Raw genomic sequence first — 15,600 nt, forward strand, 5'->3', positions numbered from 1 at the left:
CAGCCATGGGATTGCGTCTATATCCATGATTCGCAAAGAGAAACCGATGCATCTCAGCCCCCGGCATATGGTTCAGCGGCGCTTCTCCACGACCGCAGCTGCCCTGGCGATCGTCTCTCTGATCCTGGGCAGCGCCGGTGCGCTGAGCGCGCTTCTGGTCGATCGTCGCACCGAGCCGTCCGTGACCTGGCAGTCCGTGCCGCAGCAGGATGCCGGGACGACGTCGTTCAGATAGAGCCGGTTCGCTGCCGCGCTTGCCGCAAGGATGCCCCGAGGGTAACGCTGTCCCATGAGCAGAACCGCTTTCTATCCTGGATCCTTCGACCCGATCACCAATGGCCATGCCGATGTGATCGCTGGTGCTTGCCGGCTATGCGACAGGCTGGTGCTCGCTATTGGGGTCCACCCGGGCAAGGCCCCGATCTTCTCGGCAGACGAGCGCGCTCATCTGCTGCGGGAGGTTGCAAGCCCGATTGCTGCTGCTGCCAAAGTCGCGATCGAAGTCGTGACCTTCGACTATCTCGCCGTTCAGGCGGCCAGGGAGGCAGGTGCGACGATCATGATTCGCGGCCTGCGTGACGCCACCGATTTCGACTACGAAATGCAGCTTTCCGGCATGAACCAGGCCATGGTGCCCGAGTTGCAGACCGTGTTTCTGCCGGCTTCCGCGAGGACGCGCCACATCACTTCGACGCTTGTGCGGCAGATCGCCTCCATGGGGGGCGATGTCTCGGCTTTCGTGCCATCCGCGGTCAGCGGCCAACTCAAGGCGAAGTTCCCGAAGCGCTGACCTAGCGATAGTCGAGAGCCGAGCCGATCGTTTGGCATCTTCCTCCGTATTCTGCGGATTTGCGTTTGCATTTTGCCGGCGGCGATGGTGTCTCTGGGACAACATGACTCGCTGCGCGCTGAGCCGCGTACTGCCCTCGAACGAGTTTTCCGATGCGCCTTTCCCGCTATTTCCTGCCGATCCTGCGTGACACGCCCAAGGAAGCCGAGATCGTCTCGCATCGCTTGATGCTGCGCGCCGGTATGATCCGCCAGCAATCGGCAGGAATCTACTCGTGGCTGCCACTCGGCCTGCGGGTGCTCAACAAGATCAACGCGGTGGTGCGCGAGGAGCAGAATCGTTCGGGCGCTATCGAGGTTCTGATGCCGACCATTCAGTCGGCCGATCTCTGGCGCGAGAGCGGGCGGTATGACGCCTATGGCAAGGAGATGCTGCGCATCAAGGACCGGCACGACCGCGACATGCTGTACGGGCCGACCAACGAGGAGATGATCACCGACATCTTCCGGTCCTATGTGAAGTCCTACAAGGACCTGCCCCTCAATCTCTACCATATTCAGTGGAAGTTCCGGGATGAGGTCAGGCCGCGCTTTGGCGTGATGCGTGGGCGCGAATTCCTGATGAAGGACGCCTATTCCTTCGATCTCGACCAGGCCGGCGCGCGGCACGCCTACAACCGCATGTTCACCGCCTATCTCAGGACCTTCGCCCGGCTCGGGCTGAAGGCAATCCCGATGCGTGCCGATACGGGCCCGATCGGTGGCGACCTCAGCCACGAGTTCATCGTCCTCGCTTCCACCGGCGAGAGCGAGGTATTCTGCCACAAGGACTATCTCAGCTTCGAGACGCCGAAGGTCGACACCGACTTCGATAGCGTCGACGGATTGCAGGCCATCGTCGACAAATGGACGAGCCTCTACGCTGCGACCGAGGAGATGCACGACAAGGCGGCATTCGACGCGGTTCCCGCCGGCCAGCAACTGTCGGCGCGCGGTATCGAGGTCGGGCATATCTTCTATTTCGGCACGAAGTATTCCGAGCCGATGGGCGCGACGGTGACCGGGCCGGACGGGCAGCAGGTGCCGGTGCATATGGGCTCTTATGGCATCGGCCCGAGCCGTCTCGTCGCAGCGTTGATCGAGGCCGGTCACGACGATGCCGGCATCGTCTGGCCGGACGAGATCGCACCGTTCGACATCGCGGTGCTGAACCTGAAGATCGGTGACGCAGCGACCGACGGCGCCTGCGAGCAACTCTACAGAGCGCTCTCCGCCAAGGGCTATGACACGCTCTATGATGATACAGACGGTCGGCCAGGCGCCAAGTTCGCGACGGCAGACCTGATCGGCGTACCGTGGCAGGTCATCGTCGGGCCTAAGGGCCTGGCTGAGGGCAAGGTGGAAATCAAACGCCGCGCCGGCGGAGAGCGCGAACTCGTCTCGCTCGCGGCTGCGCTGGAACGCTTCCCGGGCCGCTCGGCTTGAGTGGGAGCGGCATGATCGCGGAGCGGAGCAGGCGCCGATGAACGTGGCGGTGGAGTCGATGTCGACCGAAGCAGAGCAGCCCACCGGCACACGCCCCTTTGCGGGTTTCGAATGGCTGCTGGCCGGGCGCTACCTGCGCACGCGTCGGCGCGAAGGCTTTGTTTCGGTCATCGCGGGCTTCTCGTTCCTCGGCATTTTGCTCGGGGTCGCCACGCTGATCATCGTGATGTCGGTGATGAACGGCTTCCGGAAGGAACTCCTGGAGAAGATCGTCGGCGTCAACGGCCACATCTTTGCGACGCCGATTGATCGCCCGCTCGATGACTACGAAGCGGTCGCGGCACGGCTGCGGCAGGTTCCCGGCATCAAGCTCGCAATCCCCTTGGTGGAAGGCCAGGCGCTTGCTTCGTCGCAATACGCCAATGGCGGCGTGCTGGTGCGCGGCATTTCCGAGGCGGATCTGAAGTCGATCCCCTTCATCGGCAACAATATCAAGCGCGGTACGCTCGATGGTTTCGACGCCGCCGCCGGCGTCGCCATTGGCAGTCGGCTTGCCGCGGCGCTCTCGCTGACCGCTGGCGACACGATCACGCTCGTTTCTCCGAAGGGAGCCTCGACCCCGTTCGGAACCGCTCCGCGCATCAAGGCCTATCCGATCCAGGCGGTATTCGAGATAGGCATGACCGAGTTCGATTCCTCGTTTGTCTTCATGCCGCTGGCAGAAGCGCAGGCCTATTTCAACCGCGATGGCGATGTGAACGTCATCGAGGTCTTCATCGACAATCCGGATCGGACCCAGGTCGTGCGCGATGCGATCGAGGCCGACGCGCCACGGCCGCTTGTGCTGTCCGATTGGCGGCAGCGCAACCGTACCTTCTTCAACGCGCTCGAGGTCGAGCGGAACGTCATGTTCATCATTCTCACCCTGATCGTGCTGGTGGCGGCGCTGAACATCGTCTCGGGCCTGATCATGCTGGTGAAGGACAAGACCGAGGACATCGCGATCATGCGCACCATGGGCGCGTCTCGCGGCACTGTGCTGCGCGTCTTCCTGATCACGGGGGCGGCCATCGGCGTGTTCGGTACATTGGCAGGGCTAGGCCTCGGCGTTCTCTTCGCCAACAACATCAAGTCGATCATGGCCACCCTGAATTGGATCACCGGGGCCAATCTCTGGGATCCGACAGTACGCTTCCTGAGCGACATTCCCTCCGTGATCGACTGGCGGGAAGTGGCGAGTGTCGTCGGGATGGCGTTGGTCCTATCGCTGCTGGCGACGCTGTATCCGGCCTGGAAGGCCGCGCGGCTGGACCCGGTCCAAGCCCTGCGGATGGGTTGAGGCAGAAGAACCCGTGGCCATGCAACGCGAAACACCGGCGCTCTTCCTCTCCCAGATCGAGCGCTATTACCCACAGACCGATGCTCCGCTCGAGATCCTGCGCAAGGCGGATTTCGCACTGTGGCCGGGCGAGCTTGTCGCGCTTGTTGCACCGAGCGGTACCGGCAAATCGACGCTCCTCCATGTCGCCGGCCTGCTCGAGAAACCCGATAGCGGCGAGGTCTTCGTCGGCGGAATCGCGACCAGCAAGCTGGACGACAAGGGCCGCACCCGGCTGCGCCGCACCGAGATCGGTTTTGTCTACCAGTTCCACCATCTGCTGCCTGAATTCACGGCGCTCGAGAACGTCATGCTGCCGCAGCGCATTCGCGGCCTGCGGAAGCGGGAAGCCGAGGAGCGGGCGACTGAACTGCTCGCCTTTCTCGGGCTCGGCGAGCGGCTCGACCATCTTCCGGGCGAGCTTTCCGGTGGCGAGCAGCAGCGCGTCGCGATTGGGCGTGCGGTCGCCAATGCGCCCCGTCTGCTCCTCGCGGACGAGCCGACCGGCAATCTCGACCCTCACACCTCGCTGCATGTCTTCAACACGCTGGTCGCCTTGGCCCGGGCTTCGGGTCTCGCGGCCCTGATCGCGACCCATAATCTCGACCTCGCCCGGCGGATGGACCGGCAGGTGACGATTCGGGACGGGCTGGTCGTTCCGCTGCGTTAGCGCGGGCACGGCTTCTCCCGTTGCGCACTACCGGGCGCGCCCGCGCTTTCCGCGAGCTGGCGCCACGACGGCAAGGCCGGCAATCACGATCACGAGAATGCCGATCCAGGTCGCGGTCGATGGCAGATCGTCGAACATCGCGTAACCCAGCGCGGTCGCGCCAAGCAGTTCGAGATAGACGAGCGGCGACAGCGTCGAGACCGGCGCCATTCTGAAGGCGCTGATCGTGAGCAGGTTGCTGACGGCCGAAAGCAGTCCCATCAGGAGGATCAGCAGAATCTCCTCGCGATTGGGCACCGTCCACTGGAACAGGACGATAGGCGTCAGCAACAGGATGCCGAAGACGAGCTGGATGGTCAGTGCCGACAGCGGTGTGCTGCCCTGGGCGGTCGCTCGGGTCATCACAAGGTAGCACGCCATCAGTCCGCCCGACGCCAGCGCGATCAGCGTGCCGGAACTGCCGTCAGCGCCCGGTCTCACGATCAGCATGGCTCCGATGAAGCCTAGAATGACGGCCGCCAGCTTTCGGCGATCAAGCCGCTCGCGCAGGACAATCATGGCCAGCAGGGTCGCGATGATCGGCGCGATGAAGTAGGCACCCAGAGCGTCGGCAAGCGGAATGCGCGCGATTGCGGTGAAATAGAGCGTCATCGCGCCAACCAGGAAGGCGGTGCGCAGAAGCTGCGGCAGGATCTGGTTGCGGCCAATCAGCGGCGCCGGCGCGCGCGCCTGCACATACAGCACGACAGGCAGTACGAAGCCGAGCGCCGCGACATAACGAGCCCAGCTTAGAAAGGCCGGGGAATGCGCTCCGCTGAGATACTTGCCGATCGCATCCGCGCCCGGGATGAACAGCATCGATATGGCCATCAGGACGATGCCCAGCGCGGGGCTACGCGTGCTGCCGGAGGCTGACGCGCGCTCGTCCTGCTGGTTCGCCTCGGCGGGTTCTGAGCGGAGATTGGCGACGGAAGCGCCGGAGGCATCTGAACTTTGGTCCATGCGGCTCTCTAGCAGATTCCGCGGCGCCGACAGCCGTGGACGAGCCTGAATGCGCCGACGGGAAAGCGTACGCGACCTACGCCGAAGGGTTAATCGCCTTCCACCACCATCAAGGGGATATTAACCTCCATCCAGACGTCCAGAATGGAACTAACGCTGCGCGATTGACGAGAACAAAACAGGAATTATGATGGACATATAGCGAACATCTGGAGGTCAAGATGGTTTTAGCACGTAAGCTGGTCGTCGGAATGGTGGAGCTTGCCTCGCTCGGCCTCTTCCTTGGGATGATCTGGCTCTGGGCGGCGCTGCTCGCCGCTCCTAGCGTCTGAGCCATCCACAGCCGGGCGGAAAGCCTCTCGACTGGACCGGTCGGCCCGCTCCATAAGGGCGGACGAGGTGACCCGATGAGTCGTGAGCAGGGCCGGTCCCGCATTCTGTCCGAGGTGGGTTTCGTCCATCTCCACGTTCATTCGAGCTATTCCCTGCTCGAAGGGGCCATGACGGTCAGCACGCTGGCCAAGCTAGCCACTGCGGACGGCCAGCCCGCTTTGGCCCTGACCGACAGCAACAATCTCTTCGGCGCACTCGAATTCTCCGAGAAGCTCGCTGGTGGCGGCATCCAGCCCATCGTGGGCGTCCAGCTCTCGGTCGATTTCGCCGACGAGGTGGATAGCGGCCGCCGGCCCGTTCAGGCGCAGGCCGTGCCGCACATCGTGCTGCTTGCCATGTCCGAGGCGGGCTACGGCAATCTGATGAAACTCGTCACCGAAGCGTGTCTCGCAAGCGGCGGCGCCGGGCAGCCGATTTCGTCGCTCGAGAAACTGACGGCACATCATGACGGCGTGATCGCGTTGACCGGCGGGCCGGGCGGCCCGATCGACAGTGCGCTGCGTGCCGGGCAGGTAGCCCAGGCTGGCGCTCGCCTGGCAAAGCTCGCCGAAATCTTCGGCGACAGGCTCTATGTCGAGATCCAGCGCCATGGCCGTGATGGCGAGGCTGCCGTCGAGGCGCATCTGCTCAGGCTCGCCTATGATTCCGAACTCGCCATCGTCGCGACCAACGAGCCCTTCTTTGCCAAGGCCGGGGATTTCGAGGCGCATGATGCGCTGCTTGCGGTAGCCGAAGGGCGGCTGGTCTCCGACGGCGAGCGCCGGCGCGTGACGCCAGGGCATTTCTTCGTCACCCGGTCCGAGATGAAGCGCCGCTTCGCCGATCTGCCGGAGGCGCTGGCCGCGACCGTCGAGATCGCGATGCGCTGCACCTGGCGCGTCACGACACGCAAGCCGATCCTGCCGCGTTTCGGCGAGGAGGGGCGCGACGAGGCAGAGGAGCTCGAGGTCCAGGCGCGCGCCGGTCTGGCGGCTCGGCTGTCCAAGCACGGCCCGGCTTCGGGCTATACTGTCGGTGAATACGAGTCGCGGCTTGATTTCGAGCTTTCGATCATCAACCGCATGAAGTTCCCGGGCTACTTTCTCATCGTCTCGGACTTCATCAAATGGGCGAAGGACCAGGGCATCCCGGTCGGGCCGGGACGCGGCTCCGGCGCGGGTTCGCTCGTTGCCTATGCGCTGACCATCACGGACGTCGATCCGCTCCGCTTCGGCCTGCTTTTCGAGCGCTTCCTCAATCCCGACCGCGTCTCGATGCCGGACTTCGACATCGACTTCTGCCAGAACCGACGCGAAGAGGTGATCGACTACGTCAAGCGGCGCTATGGTGAGGAGCGCGTTGCGCAGATCATCACCTTCGGCACGCTGCTGGCGCGTGGTGTGCTGCGCGACGTCGGCCGCGTGCTGGAAATGCCCTATGGCCAGGTCGACAAGCTGACCAAGCTGGTGCCGCAGAACCCGGCGAAGCCGATCTCGCTGCCGGAGGCGATCGCTGGCGAGCCGAAGCTGCAGGCGGCTGCGGACGAAGAGCCGGTTGTGGCCCGCCTGCTCGAAATTGCCCAGAAACTGGAAGGGCTTCACCGCCACGCTTCGACCCACGCCGCAGGCGTGGTGATCGGCGATCGACCGCTCGAGCAACTCGTCGCGCTCTCGGTCGATCCGCGTACCGGTATGCGCGTGACCCAGTTCAACATGAAATGGGTCGAGCAGGCCGGCCTGGTGAAGTTCGACTTCCTCGGCCTCAAGACGCTGACGACGCTGACGACCGCCGTCACGCTGATTGCCCAGCGCGACATCCAGATCGACCTCGCCAAGCTGCCTTTCGACGATCCGAAGAGTTACGAGATGCTGGCGCGCGGCGAGACGGTCGGCGTGTTCCAGGTTGAATCGGCGGGCATGCGCAAGGCCCTGGTCGAGATGAAGGCCGACCGGATCGAGGACCTGATCGCGCTCGTCGCCCTCTACCGGCCGGGTCCGATGGACAACATCCCGACCTATTGCCGCCGCAAGCTCGGCTTGGAGGATCCCACCTATCTCCATCCGAAGCTGGAACCGATCCTGGCCGAAACGCATGGCATCATCGTCTACCAGGAACAGGTGATGCAGGTGGCTCAGGCGCTCTCGGGCTATTCGCTCGGTGAGGCCGATCTGCTGCGTCGCGCCATGGGTAAGAAGATCAAGGCGGAGATGGACGCTCAGCGCGACCGCTTCGTGAAGGGCGCCGTCGAAGGCGGCATGACGAAGAGCATCGCCTCCGAGATCTTCGACCTGCTCGCGAAATTCGCCGACTACGGCTTCAACAAGAGCCATGCCGCCGCCTATGCCGTCGTCGCGTTCCAGACCGCCTATCTCAAGGCGAACTTCCCAGTCGAGTTCCTCGCCGCGTCGATGACGCTCGACATGGGCAACACCGACAAGCTCTCGGAATTCCGGCGCGATGCCGAGCGCCTCGGCATCACGGTCGAGCCGCCGTCGATCAACCGCTCGGGCGTCGAGTTCGACGTGGCCGATGGCGCGATCCGCTACGCGCTCGGCGCGATCAAGGGGGTGGGGCGCACGGCGGTCGAATCCGTCGTCGTGGCGCGTAATTCGGACGGGCCGTTCCGCGATCTCGCCGATTTTGCGCGCCGCATCGACACCAAGCTCGTCAATCGCCGCACGATCGAGGCCCTGATCGCCGCTGGTGCGCTCGATCCGCTGGAGAAGGACCGTGCACGTGCCATGGCGGCGATCGACGGCATGCTGGCGCTCTCCAACCGCACGCGCGAGGCGGCTGCCGGTGGCCAGTCCGAGCTCTTTGGTGGGGGCTCCGTCGCGGAAGCCTTTCGCATCCCGCCGACCGAGCCGTGGGCGCCGGCAGAGCGGCTGCGGCGCGAACATGACGCTGTCGGCTTCTTCCTGTCGGGGCATCCGCTCGACGATTACGAACATGTGTTGAAGCGGCTGCGCGTTCAGCGCTTTGCCGATTTTGCCAAGACGGTCAGGGCAAACGGAACCTCCGTCGCCAAAGTTGCGGTCTCGGTCATCGACAAGTCGGAGCGGCGCACCAAATCCGGCAACAAGATGGGCATCGTCAACCTGTCAGACCCCAGCGGGCAGTTCGAGGCGATCCTGTTCTCGGAAGGACTGCAGCGTTACCGCGATCTGCTGGAGCCGGGCCGGGCGCTGGTGTTGCGCCTCAGCGCGGTACTCGATGGCGAGGATGTGCGACCACGCATCGAGGATGTCGAGGTGCTCGATGATCTGGCCGCTCGCCAGAAACAGGATCTGCTGGTCTACTTGCGCGACGACAGGGCACTGGGCAGCATTGCGGAGCGCATTCGCCCGCGCGAAGGCGCCCGCGCCGAGGGCAAGGTTGCGGTGATCATGATCCTCGATGACGGCGCGCAGGAGGTCGAGATCGAGTTGCCGGGCCGCTACCCGGTCAACCAGCAGATTGCCAACGCGGTACGGGCGGCGCCGGGAGTGGTCAGCGTCGAATTGCGCTGAGAGGCGGAGAGGGCAGCATGACAGCGCTGATTGTCGTCGATGTGCAGAACGATTTCTGCCCGGGCGGCCGTCTCGCCGTTACTGGCGGAGACGAGATCATCCCTCTGGTCAACGCGCTCGGTCTCCGCTTTGAAACGGTGGTCCTGACCCAGGACTGGCATCCGGCGGGGCACTCCTCCTTTGCCTCGCACCATCCTGGCAGGAAGCATTTTGAGAGTGTGGCGATGGCCTATGGCGAGCAGGTGCTTTGGCCTGATCACTGTGTCCAGGGCACGCGAGGCGCGGAGTTTCGTCCAGGCCTCGACCTGCCGCATGCCCAAGCCATCATCCGCAAGGGCTATCGATCCGGGATCGACAGCTACTCCGGCTTCTTCGAGGCCGACCGTGTGACACCCACAGGATTGGGGGGCTATCTCAAGGAGCGCGGCATCTCGCGAGTCGCCATTGTCGGGCTCGCGACGGATTTCTGCGTCAACTGGACGGCGCAGGATGCTGCCCGGAGCGGGCTGGAGACCTTTGTTGTCGAGGAGGCCTGCCGCGCCATTGATCTCAATGGCTCGCTGGCCAAGGCCTGGTCCGACATGTCGGCGCTGGGGGTGAGGCGCTTCGCCCCGCAGGAGTTACCAATGTGACGCAGGCAGATGTCGCGCTCGCAACGCCTGCTTGATCTGATCCAGCTGCTGCGGCGCCATCGTCGCCCGGTCTCCGGCCGGCGGCTCGCCGACGAGCTCCGTGTCAGCATACGCACCCTCTACCGCGACATCGTCACCTTGCAGGCGCAAGGCGCGCCGATCGAGGGGGAGCCGGGACTGGGCTATGTTCTCAAGCCGGGTTTCATGCTGCCGCCGCTGATGTTCTCCGAGGACGAGATCGAAGCACTGGTGCTCGGCTCGCGCTGGGTTTCCGACCGGGCTGATGGCCGCCTTGCCCTGGCTGCGCGCGATGCGCTGGCCAAGATCCTCGCCGTCCTGCCGGGGGATCTGCGCGATGATGCCGAGGCGTCCGCCCTGTTGGTCGGCCCCGGTGCCGCGATCATGGCGGAGAGCTTCGATCTCTCGGCCATCCGCAAGGCGATCCGTTCAGAGCGCAAGCTCTCGATCCTCTACCGGGATGGTGCCGGGCAGGCGAGCGAGAGGGTCGTCTGGCCATTCGCCTTGAGCTTTTTCGACCATGTCCGCGTCGTCGTCGCCTGGTGCGAACTGCGGCAGGATTTCCGGCATTTCCGCACCGACCGCATCTCGCAGGTTCAGCCGCTCGATATCCGCTATCCGCGCCGGCGCCAGGGCTTGCTGAAGGAGTGGCGCGAGCGGGAGGGAGTTCCGCCGCCATCGTGAGCGACACTGCCGGAAATTGGCAGCATCTGCATCTAGGATCTCCTCATCGCCCAACCGGAGACACGACCGATGCAGAACGCCAGTTTCGTCATCCTTTACGTCGACAGCCCGACTGCTAGCTGCCGGTTCTATCGTGCGCTGCTCGGAGCCGAACCGGTTGAAGCCTCTCCGACCTTTGCATTGTTTGCGCTGAAGTCGGGCATCATGCTCGGGCTCTGGTCGCGCCATACGGTCGAGCCGGGAGCGGAAGCGGCCGGTGGCGGCGGAGAACTGGGCATGCCTGTCGGTCACGCCGATCAGGTCGATGCGATCCATAAGGAGTGGAAGGAACGCGGCATCACCATCCTTCAGGAGCCGGTCGATCTCGATTTCGGCCGCACCTTTGTCGCGACCGACCCGGATGGCCATCGCCTGCGTGTTTTCTCTCCGACCGAAGCCTGAGGAGGCGAGCATGACCGGCTATTGGATCGCCGTCGCTTCAGCCGAGCATGTCCGGCTAGGGGTGGCCGGAGGCTTCATGCAGGTTTGCCATGGCAAGACCGGGCCCTTGCGTCGGATTCGAGCCGGTGATGGCGTCGCCTGCTACTCGCCGACTGAAACCTTCGGTGGCGGGGAGAGGCTGCAGGCCTTCACCGCGATCGGCCGAGTCTGCGGCGATGAGCCCTATCCCGCCGATATGGGGGGCGGCTTCGACCGTCCCGGCGCGATGTCGCCTGGCTTGCCGCATCCGAGGCATCGATCAAGCCACTGCTCGACAGGCTGGAATTGACATCCGGGCGGCTGAACTGGGGCTATCTGTTTCGCTTCGGGCTGGTCGCCGTCAGCGCTCATGACTTCACTCTGATCGCTCAGGCTATGTCTGCTCGCGAGTCGGAAACCCTGACAGCTGCGTGACGCCTGGCGCCCGAGCGGCGCCGTCGCAAGGCGGGCGGCTGTCCGGATCCTTGCCAAAAGGGGACGATCGGGAATGCTGCGCTGCGGGGCGACCTCCGGTTGAGTGTACCCTGCCATGACAGTCGCGCGATTGTCTTGACCTGCCCGCAAGGTTAGTCACGACCCTGGGGAAGCGGGGTACGCGTCGATCCGATCTTCATTGCTTGAGGGAAAGCCGTTATGTCGTTTCTTTTGAAGCCCTTTTGCGCAGTTGGCGCACTGGTTTCCGTTCTCTCTGCCGGTCCGGCCTTGGCGCAGAGCCAGGCCGACCAGCTCGCTGTCGTCTATCAATCGGGCCGCAATCAGCTTGGGATCCTGACCTACTGCAACGAGAAGGGTCACATCGGAGCTGATGTGGTCGAGATCCAGAAGAAGATGCTCGGCCTGATCCCGGCTCCTGCCGACAAGAGCGGCGGGGATGCCGCCGAAGCGCAGGGCAAGAAGGGGACGATCGCCATGATGGGCGTCACTCAGGACATCGAGGCCATAGCCAAGGCCCAGAATGCATCGGCCGCGACCTACTGCAAGCAGATTGGCGATGTGGTGAAGCAAGCGGGCGCAGCCCTGCCCAAATAGCCATCCGGGGTCGCGCTCTCGGGTTATGGTCGCCGGTCATGATGAGGCCGGCGAATCCGGCTTCCGGCTGAATTCGTTCTGGCTTGGGAGGTGAGGACGATGCCGACGGGAGATGATCTGCGCCGTCTGGCGCTGGCTCTGGACGGCACGGTCGAGGCTCCGCACTTCGACCGGGTCGCCTTCAAGGTCTCGCGAATCTACGTCACTCTCGCTCCTGACGGTTGCAGCGCGAATTTCGGCTTCTCGCCCGAGGAGCAGGAATTCAGGTGCATGATGGCGCCGGATGCCTTCAGCCCGGTGCCAAATGCCTGGGGCAAGCGGGGTTGGACGACAGCCGATCTCTCCAGGCTGGGCCTGGCTGAACTTGCCGGAGCGCTCGAGGCGGCATGGGCGCATGGCGCGCAAAAGAAGCCACGGCGCCGATGACCTGGTGAGGTGCGAGCCTTGCGTTGCCACGCTTTCCCGTGTAAGGCGCAGGCCATCCCACATGGGGAGCATCGCCTCACTTCCGAGGCGTTCCGGTGACGTGGCAGTCCATGCCTTGTTCATTCGCACCCCAGAGGCTCAACCGGAAGGACGATCGAATCATGGCTCTGCCAGACTTTTCCATGCGCCAGCTGCTCGAAGCCGGCGCGCATTTCGGCCACCAGGCTCACCGCTGGAACCCGAAGATGTCGCCGTATATCTACGGCACCCGCAACAACATCCACATTCTCGACCTGTCGCAGTCGGTGCCGATGCTCTCGCGCGCCCTGCAGGCTGTCAGCGACACCGTGGCCCGTGGCGGCCGCGTCCTGTTCGTCGGCACCAAGCGCCAGGCGCAGGACTCGATCGCCGACGCTGCCAAGAGGTCGGCTCAGTACTACGTGAACTCCCGTTGGCTCGGCGGCATGCTGACCAACTGGAAGACCATCTCGGCCTCGATCCAGCGCCTGCGCAAGGTCGACGAGCTCCTGAATGGCGGCAGCACCGGCCTGACCAAGAAGGAACGCCTGATGCTGGCGCGTGAGCGCGACAAGCTCGAGAAGGCGCTCGGCGGCATCAAGGACATGGGCGGCACGCCCGACATGATCTTCGTGATCGACACCAACAAGGAAGCGCTCGCGATCAAGGAGGCCCAGCGCCTCGGCATCCCGGTCGCCGCCATTGTCGACTCGAACTCGGATCCGGATGGCATCACCTACCCGGTGCCTGCCAATGACGACGCCGGCCGCGCCATCCAGCTCTATTGCGACCTGATCGCCCGTTCGGCCATCGACGGCATCTCGCGCGCCTCGGGCGACCATGGCATCGATCTCGGTGCTGCCGAGGCCCCGATCGTTGAGACGGCGATCATCGAGCCGGCCGCAGACGCTGCCCCGGTGTTCGAGCTGCTTACTGCGCCGCGCGGCGCGCCGGACGACTTCATGAAGCTCTCCGGCATGGGTCCGGAGCTGGTTCAGAAGCTCAATGACGGTGGCCTGTTCCACTTCTGGCAGATCGCTGCGATGTCGCCGGCCGATGTCGTCAAGGTTGATGCCGATCTGAAGCTCGGTGGTCGCATCGAGCGCGACGGCTGGGTTGCCCAGGCGCGCGATCTCGCCGAGGCCTGAGAGCAAACTCAGGGCGGCGCGTCATCGGCGCGTCGCCTCGGCAGCGCAGCAATGCGCGGCAGATGAATGAAGTCACGCCGACGGCCGGTCACGGAGCGTCGGCGTTTTCCCTTCGCGCTATGGCGCGCTCTGAAATCGAAGACCGTGCCGTTGGCCGCCAGCGTCGTTGCGCAGGCCCGGCACATGACAGCAAGGAACGACAGATGGCTGCGATCACCGCCGGCATGGTGAAGGAACTCCGCGACAAGACTGGCGCGGGCATGATGGATTGCAAGACCGCGCTGGCCGCGACCGACGGCAACATCGAGGCCGCCATCGACTGGTTGCGCACCAAGGGCCTCGCCAAGGCCGCGAAGAAGGCCGGCCGCGTTGCCGCCGAGGGCCTGGTCGCCGTGGCCGTGTCCGAGAACCGCGGTGTCGTTGCCGAGGTCAATTCCGAGACCGACTTCGTTGCGCGCAACCTCGAGTTCCAGGCGCTCGCCCGCACGATCGCCGACGTCTCGCTGGAGCGCGGCGGCGACGTCGAGGCACTGCTCGCCCATCACTATCCGGGCGGCGGCACCGTCGCTGACGCCATCGCCAATGCCATCGCCACGATTGGCGAGAACATGACCCTGCGCCGCGTCGCCGAGGTCAAGGTCAGCGCCGGCGTCATTGGCCATTACGTCCACGGCTCGGTCGCCGATGGTCTCGGGAAGATCGGCGTCATCGTCGGTCTCGAGACGACCGGCAAGGGCGAGGAGCTCGCAGCCCTCGGTCGTCAGCTTGCCATGCACGTCGCCGCTACCAATCCAGTCGCGCTCGATCTCGCTTCGGTCGATCCGGCGATCCTGGAGCGCGAGAAGGCGATCCTGGCCGAGAAGAATGCCGGCAAGCCCGCCAACGTGCTCGAGAAGATCACCGAGAGCGGCTTGAAGAGCTACGCCAAGGAATACTGCCTGCTCGAGCAGGCCTATATCCATGACGGCTCGAAGTCCGTCGCCCAGGTGCTGAAGGAAGCCGAGGGCAAGGTCGGTGCTCCGGTCAAGCTGACGGGCTTTGCTCGCTTCGCGCTCGGCGAGGGCATCGAGAAGGAAGAGACCGATTTCGCTGCCGAAGTCGCTGCGGCTGGTGGCACGACGGGCTGAGAAGCCGGTTGATAGGATCTGAAAAAGGCCGCGCTCTGCGCGGCCTTTTTTGTAAGAAGACGATGTTGGTGCCGAATCGCGCCGTCCCAGTCCATGGAGAAAGCCGGTGAGACCCAAACGCGTTCTTGTGAAGCTCTCCGGCGAAGCCCTTGCGGGGAAGGCCGGATCCGGCCTCGACGGTACGACGCTGACTGCGCTCGCCGCCGATATCGCAAAGGCCGCGCATGAAGGTGTCGAGATTGCGATCGTCGTCGGCGGCGGCAATTTCTTTCGCGGCGTCCAGGGCTTGAACAAGGGCCTCGACCGACCAAGCGCCGATTCGATCGGCATGCTCGGCACGGTGATGAACGCTCTTGCGCTGGAGCATGCCATCGAGATCGCCGGCGCCCCGGCCCGCGCCATGTCGGCTGTGCCCATGCCCTCGCTCTGCGAGAGCTACGCTCGCCGGCGCGCGCTCGACCATCTCAGCCACGGCAAGGTCGTCATTCTCGGGGGCGGCACGGGCAATCCCTATTTCACCACCGATACCGGAGCTGCCCTTCGGGCGGCCGAGCTCGACTGCCAGCAATTGCTGAAGGCGACGCAGGTCGATGGCGTCTACACCGCCGATCCGAAGAAGGATCCGAACGCCAAGCGCTATGAGAGCCTGACCCATGCCGAGGCGATCAGGCATGATCTCAAGGTGATGGATACGGCTGCTTTTGCGCTGGCGCGCGACGCCGGGCTGACGATCGTCGTCTTCTCGATCGCCGAAACTGGCGCGCTTGCGGCCGTTCTGCGCGGCGAGGGCAGGGCAACCTACGTGACGCCCTGACCGCCGGATTCCCTCGCGG

At 64.5% G+C, this 15,600-nt stretch carries 16 protein-coding genes; 15 read left to right on the forward strand and 1 reads right to left on the reverse strand.

Annotated features, from left to right (window positions below):
* Positions 1–46 precede the first annotated feature (46 nt).
* The 5 genes from AC1DGP_RS17045 to AC1DGP_RS17065 all read left to right on the forward strand — a co-directional run bounded on the left by AC1DGP_RS17045 (position 47) and on the right by AC1DGP_RS17065 (position 4,322).
* Complete coding sequence (locus AC1DGP_RS17045) at positions 47–235, forward strand: hypothetical protein (protein ID WP_441505527.1); 189 nt, start codon at positions 47–49, stop codon at positions 233–235.
* A 54-nt stretch (positions 236–289) separates the two neighbouring features.
* Positions 290–790, forward strand: coding sequence for a pantetheine-phosphate adenylyltransferase (gene coaD / locus AC1DGP_RS17050; protein ID WP_441505528.1), 501 nt, complete (start codon positions 290–292; stop codon positions 788–790).
* A gap of 152 nt (positions 791–942) precedes the next feature.
* Positions 943–2,274: a proline--tRNA ligase gene (proS, locus tag AC1DGP_RS17055; RefSeq protein ID WP_441505529.1), complete on the forward strand. Its 1,332-nt coding sequence runs from the start codon at positions 943–945 to the stop codon at positions 2,272–2,274.
* Positions 2,275–2,311: 37 nt separating this feature from the next.
* Positions 2,312–3,613: a lipoprotein-releasing ABC transporter permease subunit gene (locus AC1DGP_RS17060; protein ID WP_441491834.1), complete on the forward strand. Its 1,302-nt coding sequence runs from the start codon at positions 2,312–2,314 to the stop codon at positions 3,611–3,613.
* Positions 3,614–3,632: 19 nt separating this feature from the next.
* Positions 3,633–4,322, forward strand: a complete 690-nt coding sequence (locus AC1DGP_RS17065) for an ABC transporter ATP-binding protein (protein WP_069880703.1) — start codon at positions 3,633–3,635, stop codon at positions 4,320–4,322.
* A 27-nt stretch (positions 4,323–4,349) separates the two neighbouring features.
* Here the strand turns inward: AC1DGP_RS17065 and AC1DGP_RS17070 are convergent, their stop codons facing one another.
* Positions 4,350–5,324, reverse strand: a complete 975-nt coding sequence (locus tag AC1DGP_RS17070) for a DMT family transporter (RefSeq protein ID WP_441491833.1) — start codon at positions 5,322–5,324, stop codon at positions 4,350–4,352.
* 407 nt (positions 5,325–5,731) lie between these two features.
* Here AC1DGP_RS17070 and dnaE point away from each other — a divergent pair, with 407 nt between their 5' ends.
* From dnaE to pyrH, 10 genes are all read left to right on the forward strand, one after another.
* Positions 5,732–9,205: a DNA polymerase III subunit alpha gene (gene dnaE / locus AC1DGP_RS17075; protein ID WP_441505531.1), complete on the forward strand. Its 3,474-nt coding sequence runs from the start codon at positions 5,732–5,734 to the stop codon at positions 9,203–9,205.
* Positions 9,206–9,222: 17 nt separating this feature from the next.
* Complete coding sequence (gene pncA, locus AC1DGP_RS17080) at positions 9,223–9,837, forward strand: bifunctional nicotinamidase/pyrazinamidase (protein WP_476832328.1); 615 nt, start codon at positions 9,223–9,225, stop codon at positions 9,835–9,837.
* 9 nt (positions 9,838–9,846) lie between these two features.
* The gene (locus AC1DGP_RS17085) at positions 9,847–10,539 is read left to right on the forward strand and encodes a helix-turn-helix transcriptional regulator (protein WP_441505533.1); all 693 of its coding nucleotides are present in this window, start codon (positions 9,847–9,849) and stop codon (positions 10,537–10,539) included.
* A 69-nt stretch (positions 10,540–10,608) separates the two neighbouring features.
* A complete protein-coding gene (locus tag AC1DGP_RS17090) occupies positions 10,609–10,980 on the forward strand; it encodes a VOC family protein (protein WP_441491830.1) in 372 nt (123 codons plus the stop codon).
* 10 nt (positions 10,981–10,990) lie between these two features.
* Entirely contained in the window at positions 10,991–11,308 is a 318-nt protein-coding gene (locus AC1DGP_RS17095; protein WP_441505534.1) for an EVE domain-containing protein, read from the forward strand.
* A gap of 344 nt (positions 11,309–11,652) precedes the next feature.
* On the forward strand, positions 11,653–12,048 hold the full coding sequence (locus AC1DGP_RS17100; RefSeq protein ID WP_441491828.1) for a pore-forming ESAT-6 family protein: 396 nt from the start codon (positions 11,653–11,655) through the stop codon (positions 12,046–12,048).
* 99 nt (positions 12,049–12,147) lie between these two features.
* On the forward strand, positions 12,148–12,474 hold the full coding sequence (locus AC1DGP_RS17105) for an MmcQ/YjbR family DNA-binding protein (protein ID WP_441491827.1): 327 nt from the start codon (positions 12,148–12,150) through the stop codon (positions 12,472–12,474).
* A 161-nt stretch (positions 12,475–12,635) separates the two neighbouring features.
* On the forward strand, positions 12,636–13,640 hold the full coding sequence (locus AC1DGP_RS17110; protein ID WP_069880713.1) for a 30S ribosomal protein S2: 1,005 nt from the start codon (positions 12,636–12,638) through the stop codon (positions 13,638–13,640).
* Between the two features lie 203 nt (positions 13,641–13,843).
* A complete protein-coding gene (gene tsf / locus AC1DGP_RS17115) occupies positions 13,844–14,767 on the forward strand; it encodes a translation elongation factor Ts (RefSeq protein WP_113518499.1) in 924 nt (307 codons plus the stop codon).
* Between the two features lie 106 nt (positions 14,768–14,873).
* Positions 14,874–15,581, forward strand: coding sequence for a UMP kinase (pyrH, locus tag AC1DGP_RS17120; RefSeq protein ID WP_069880715.1), 708 nt, complete (start codon positions 14,874–14,876; stop codon positions 15,579–15,581).
* Positions 15,582–15,600 lie beyond the last annotated feature (19 nt).

The sequence above is a fragment of the Allobosea sp. 05T433 genome, assembly GCF_056396065.1.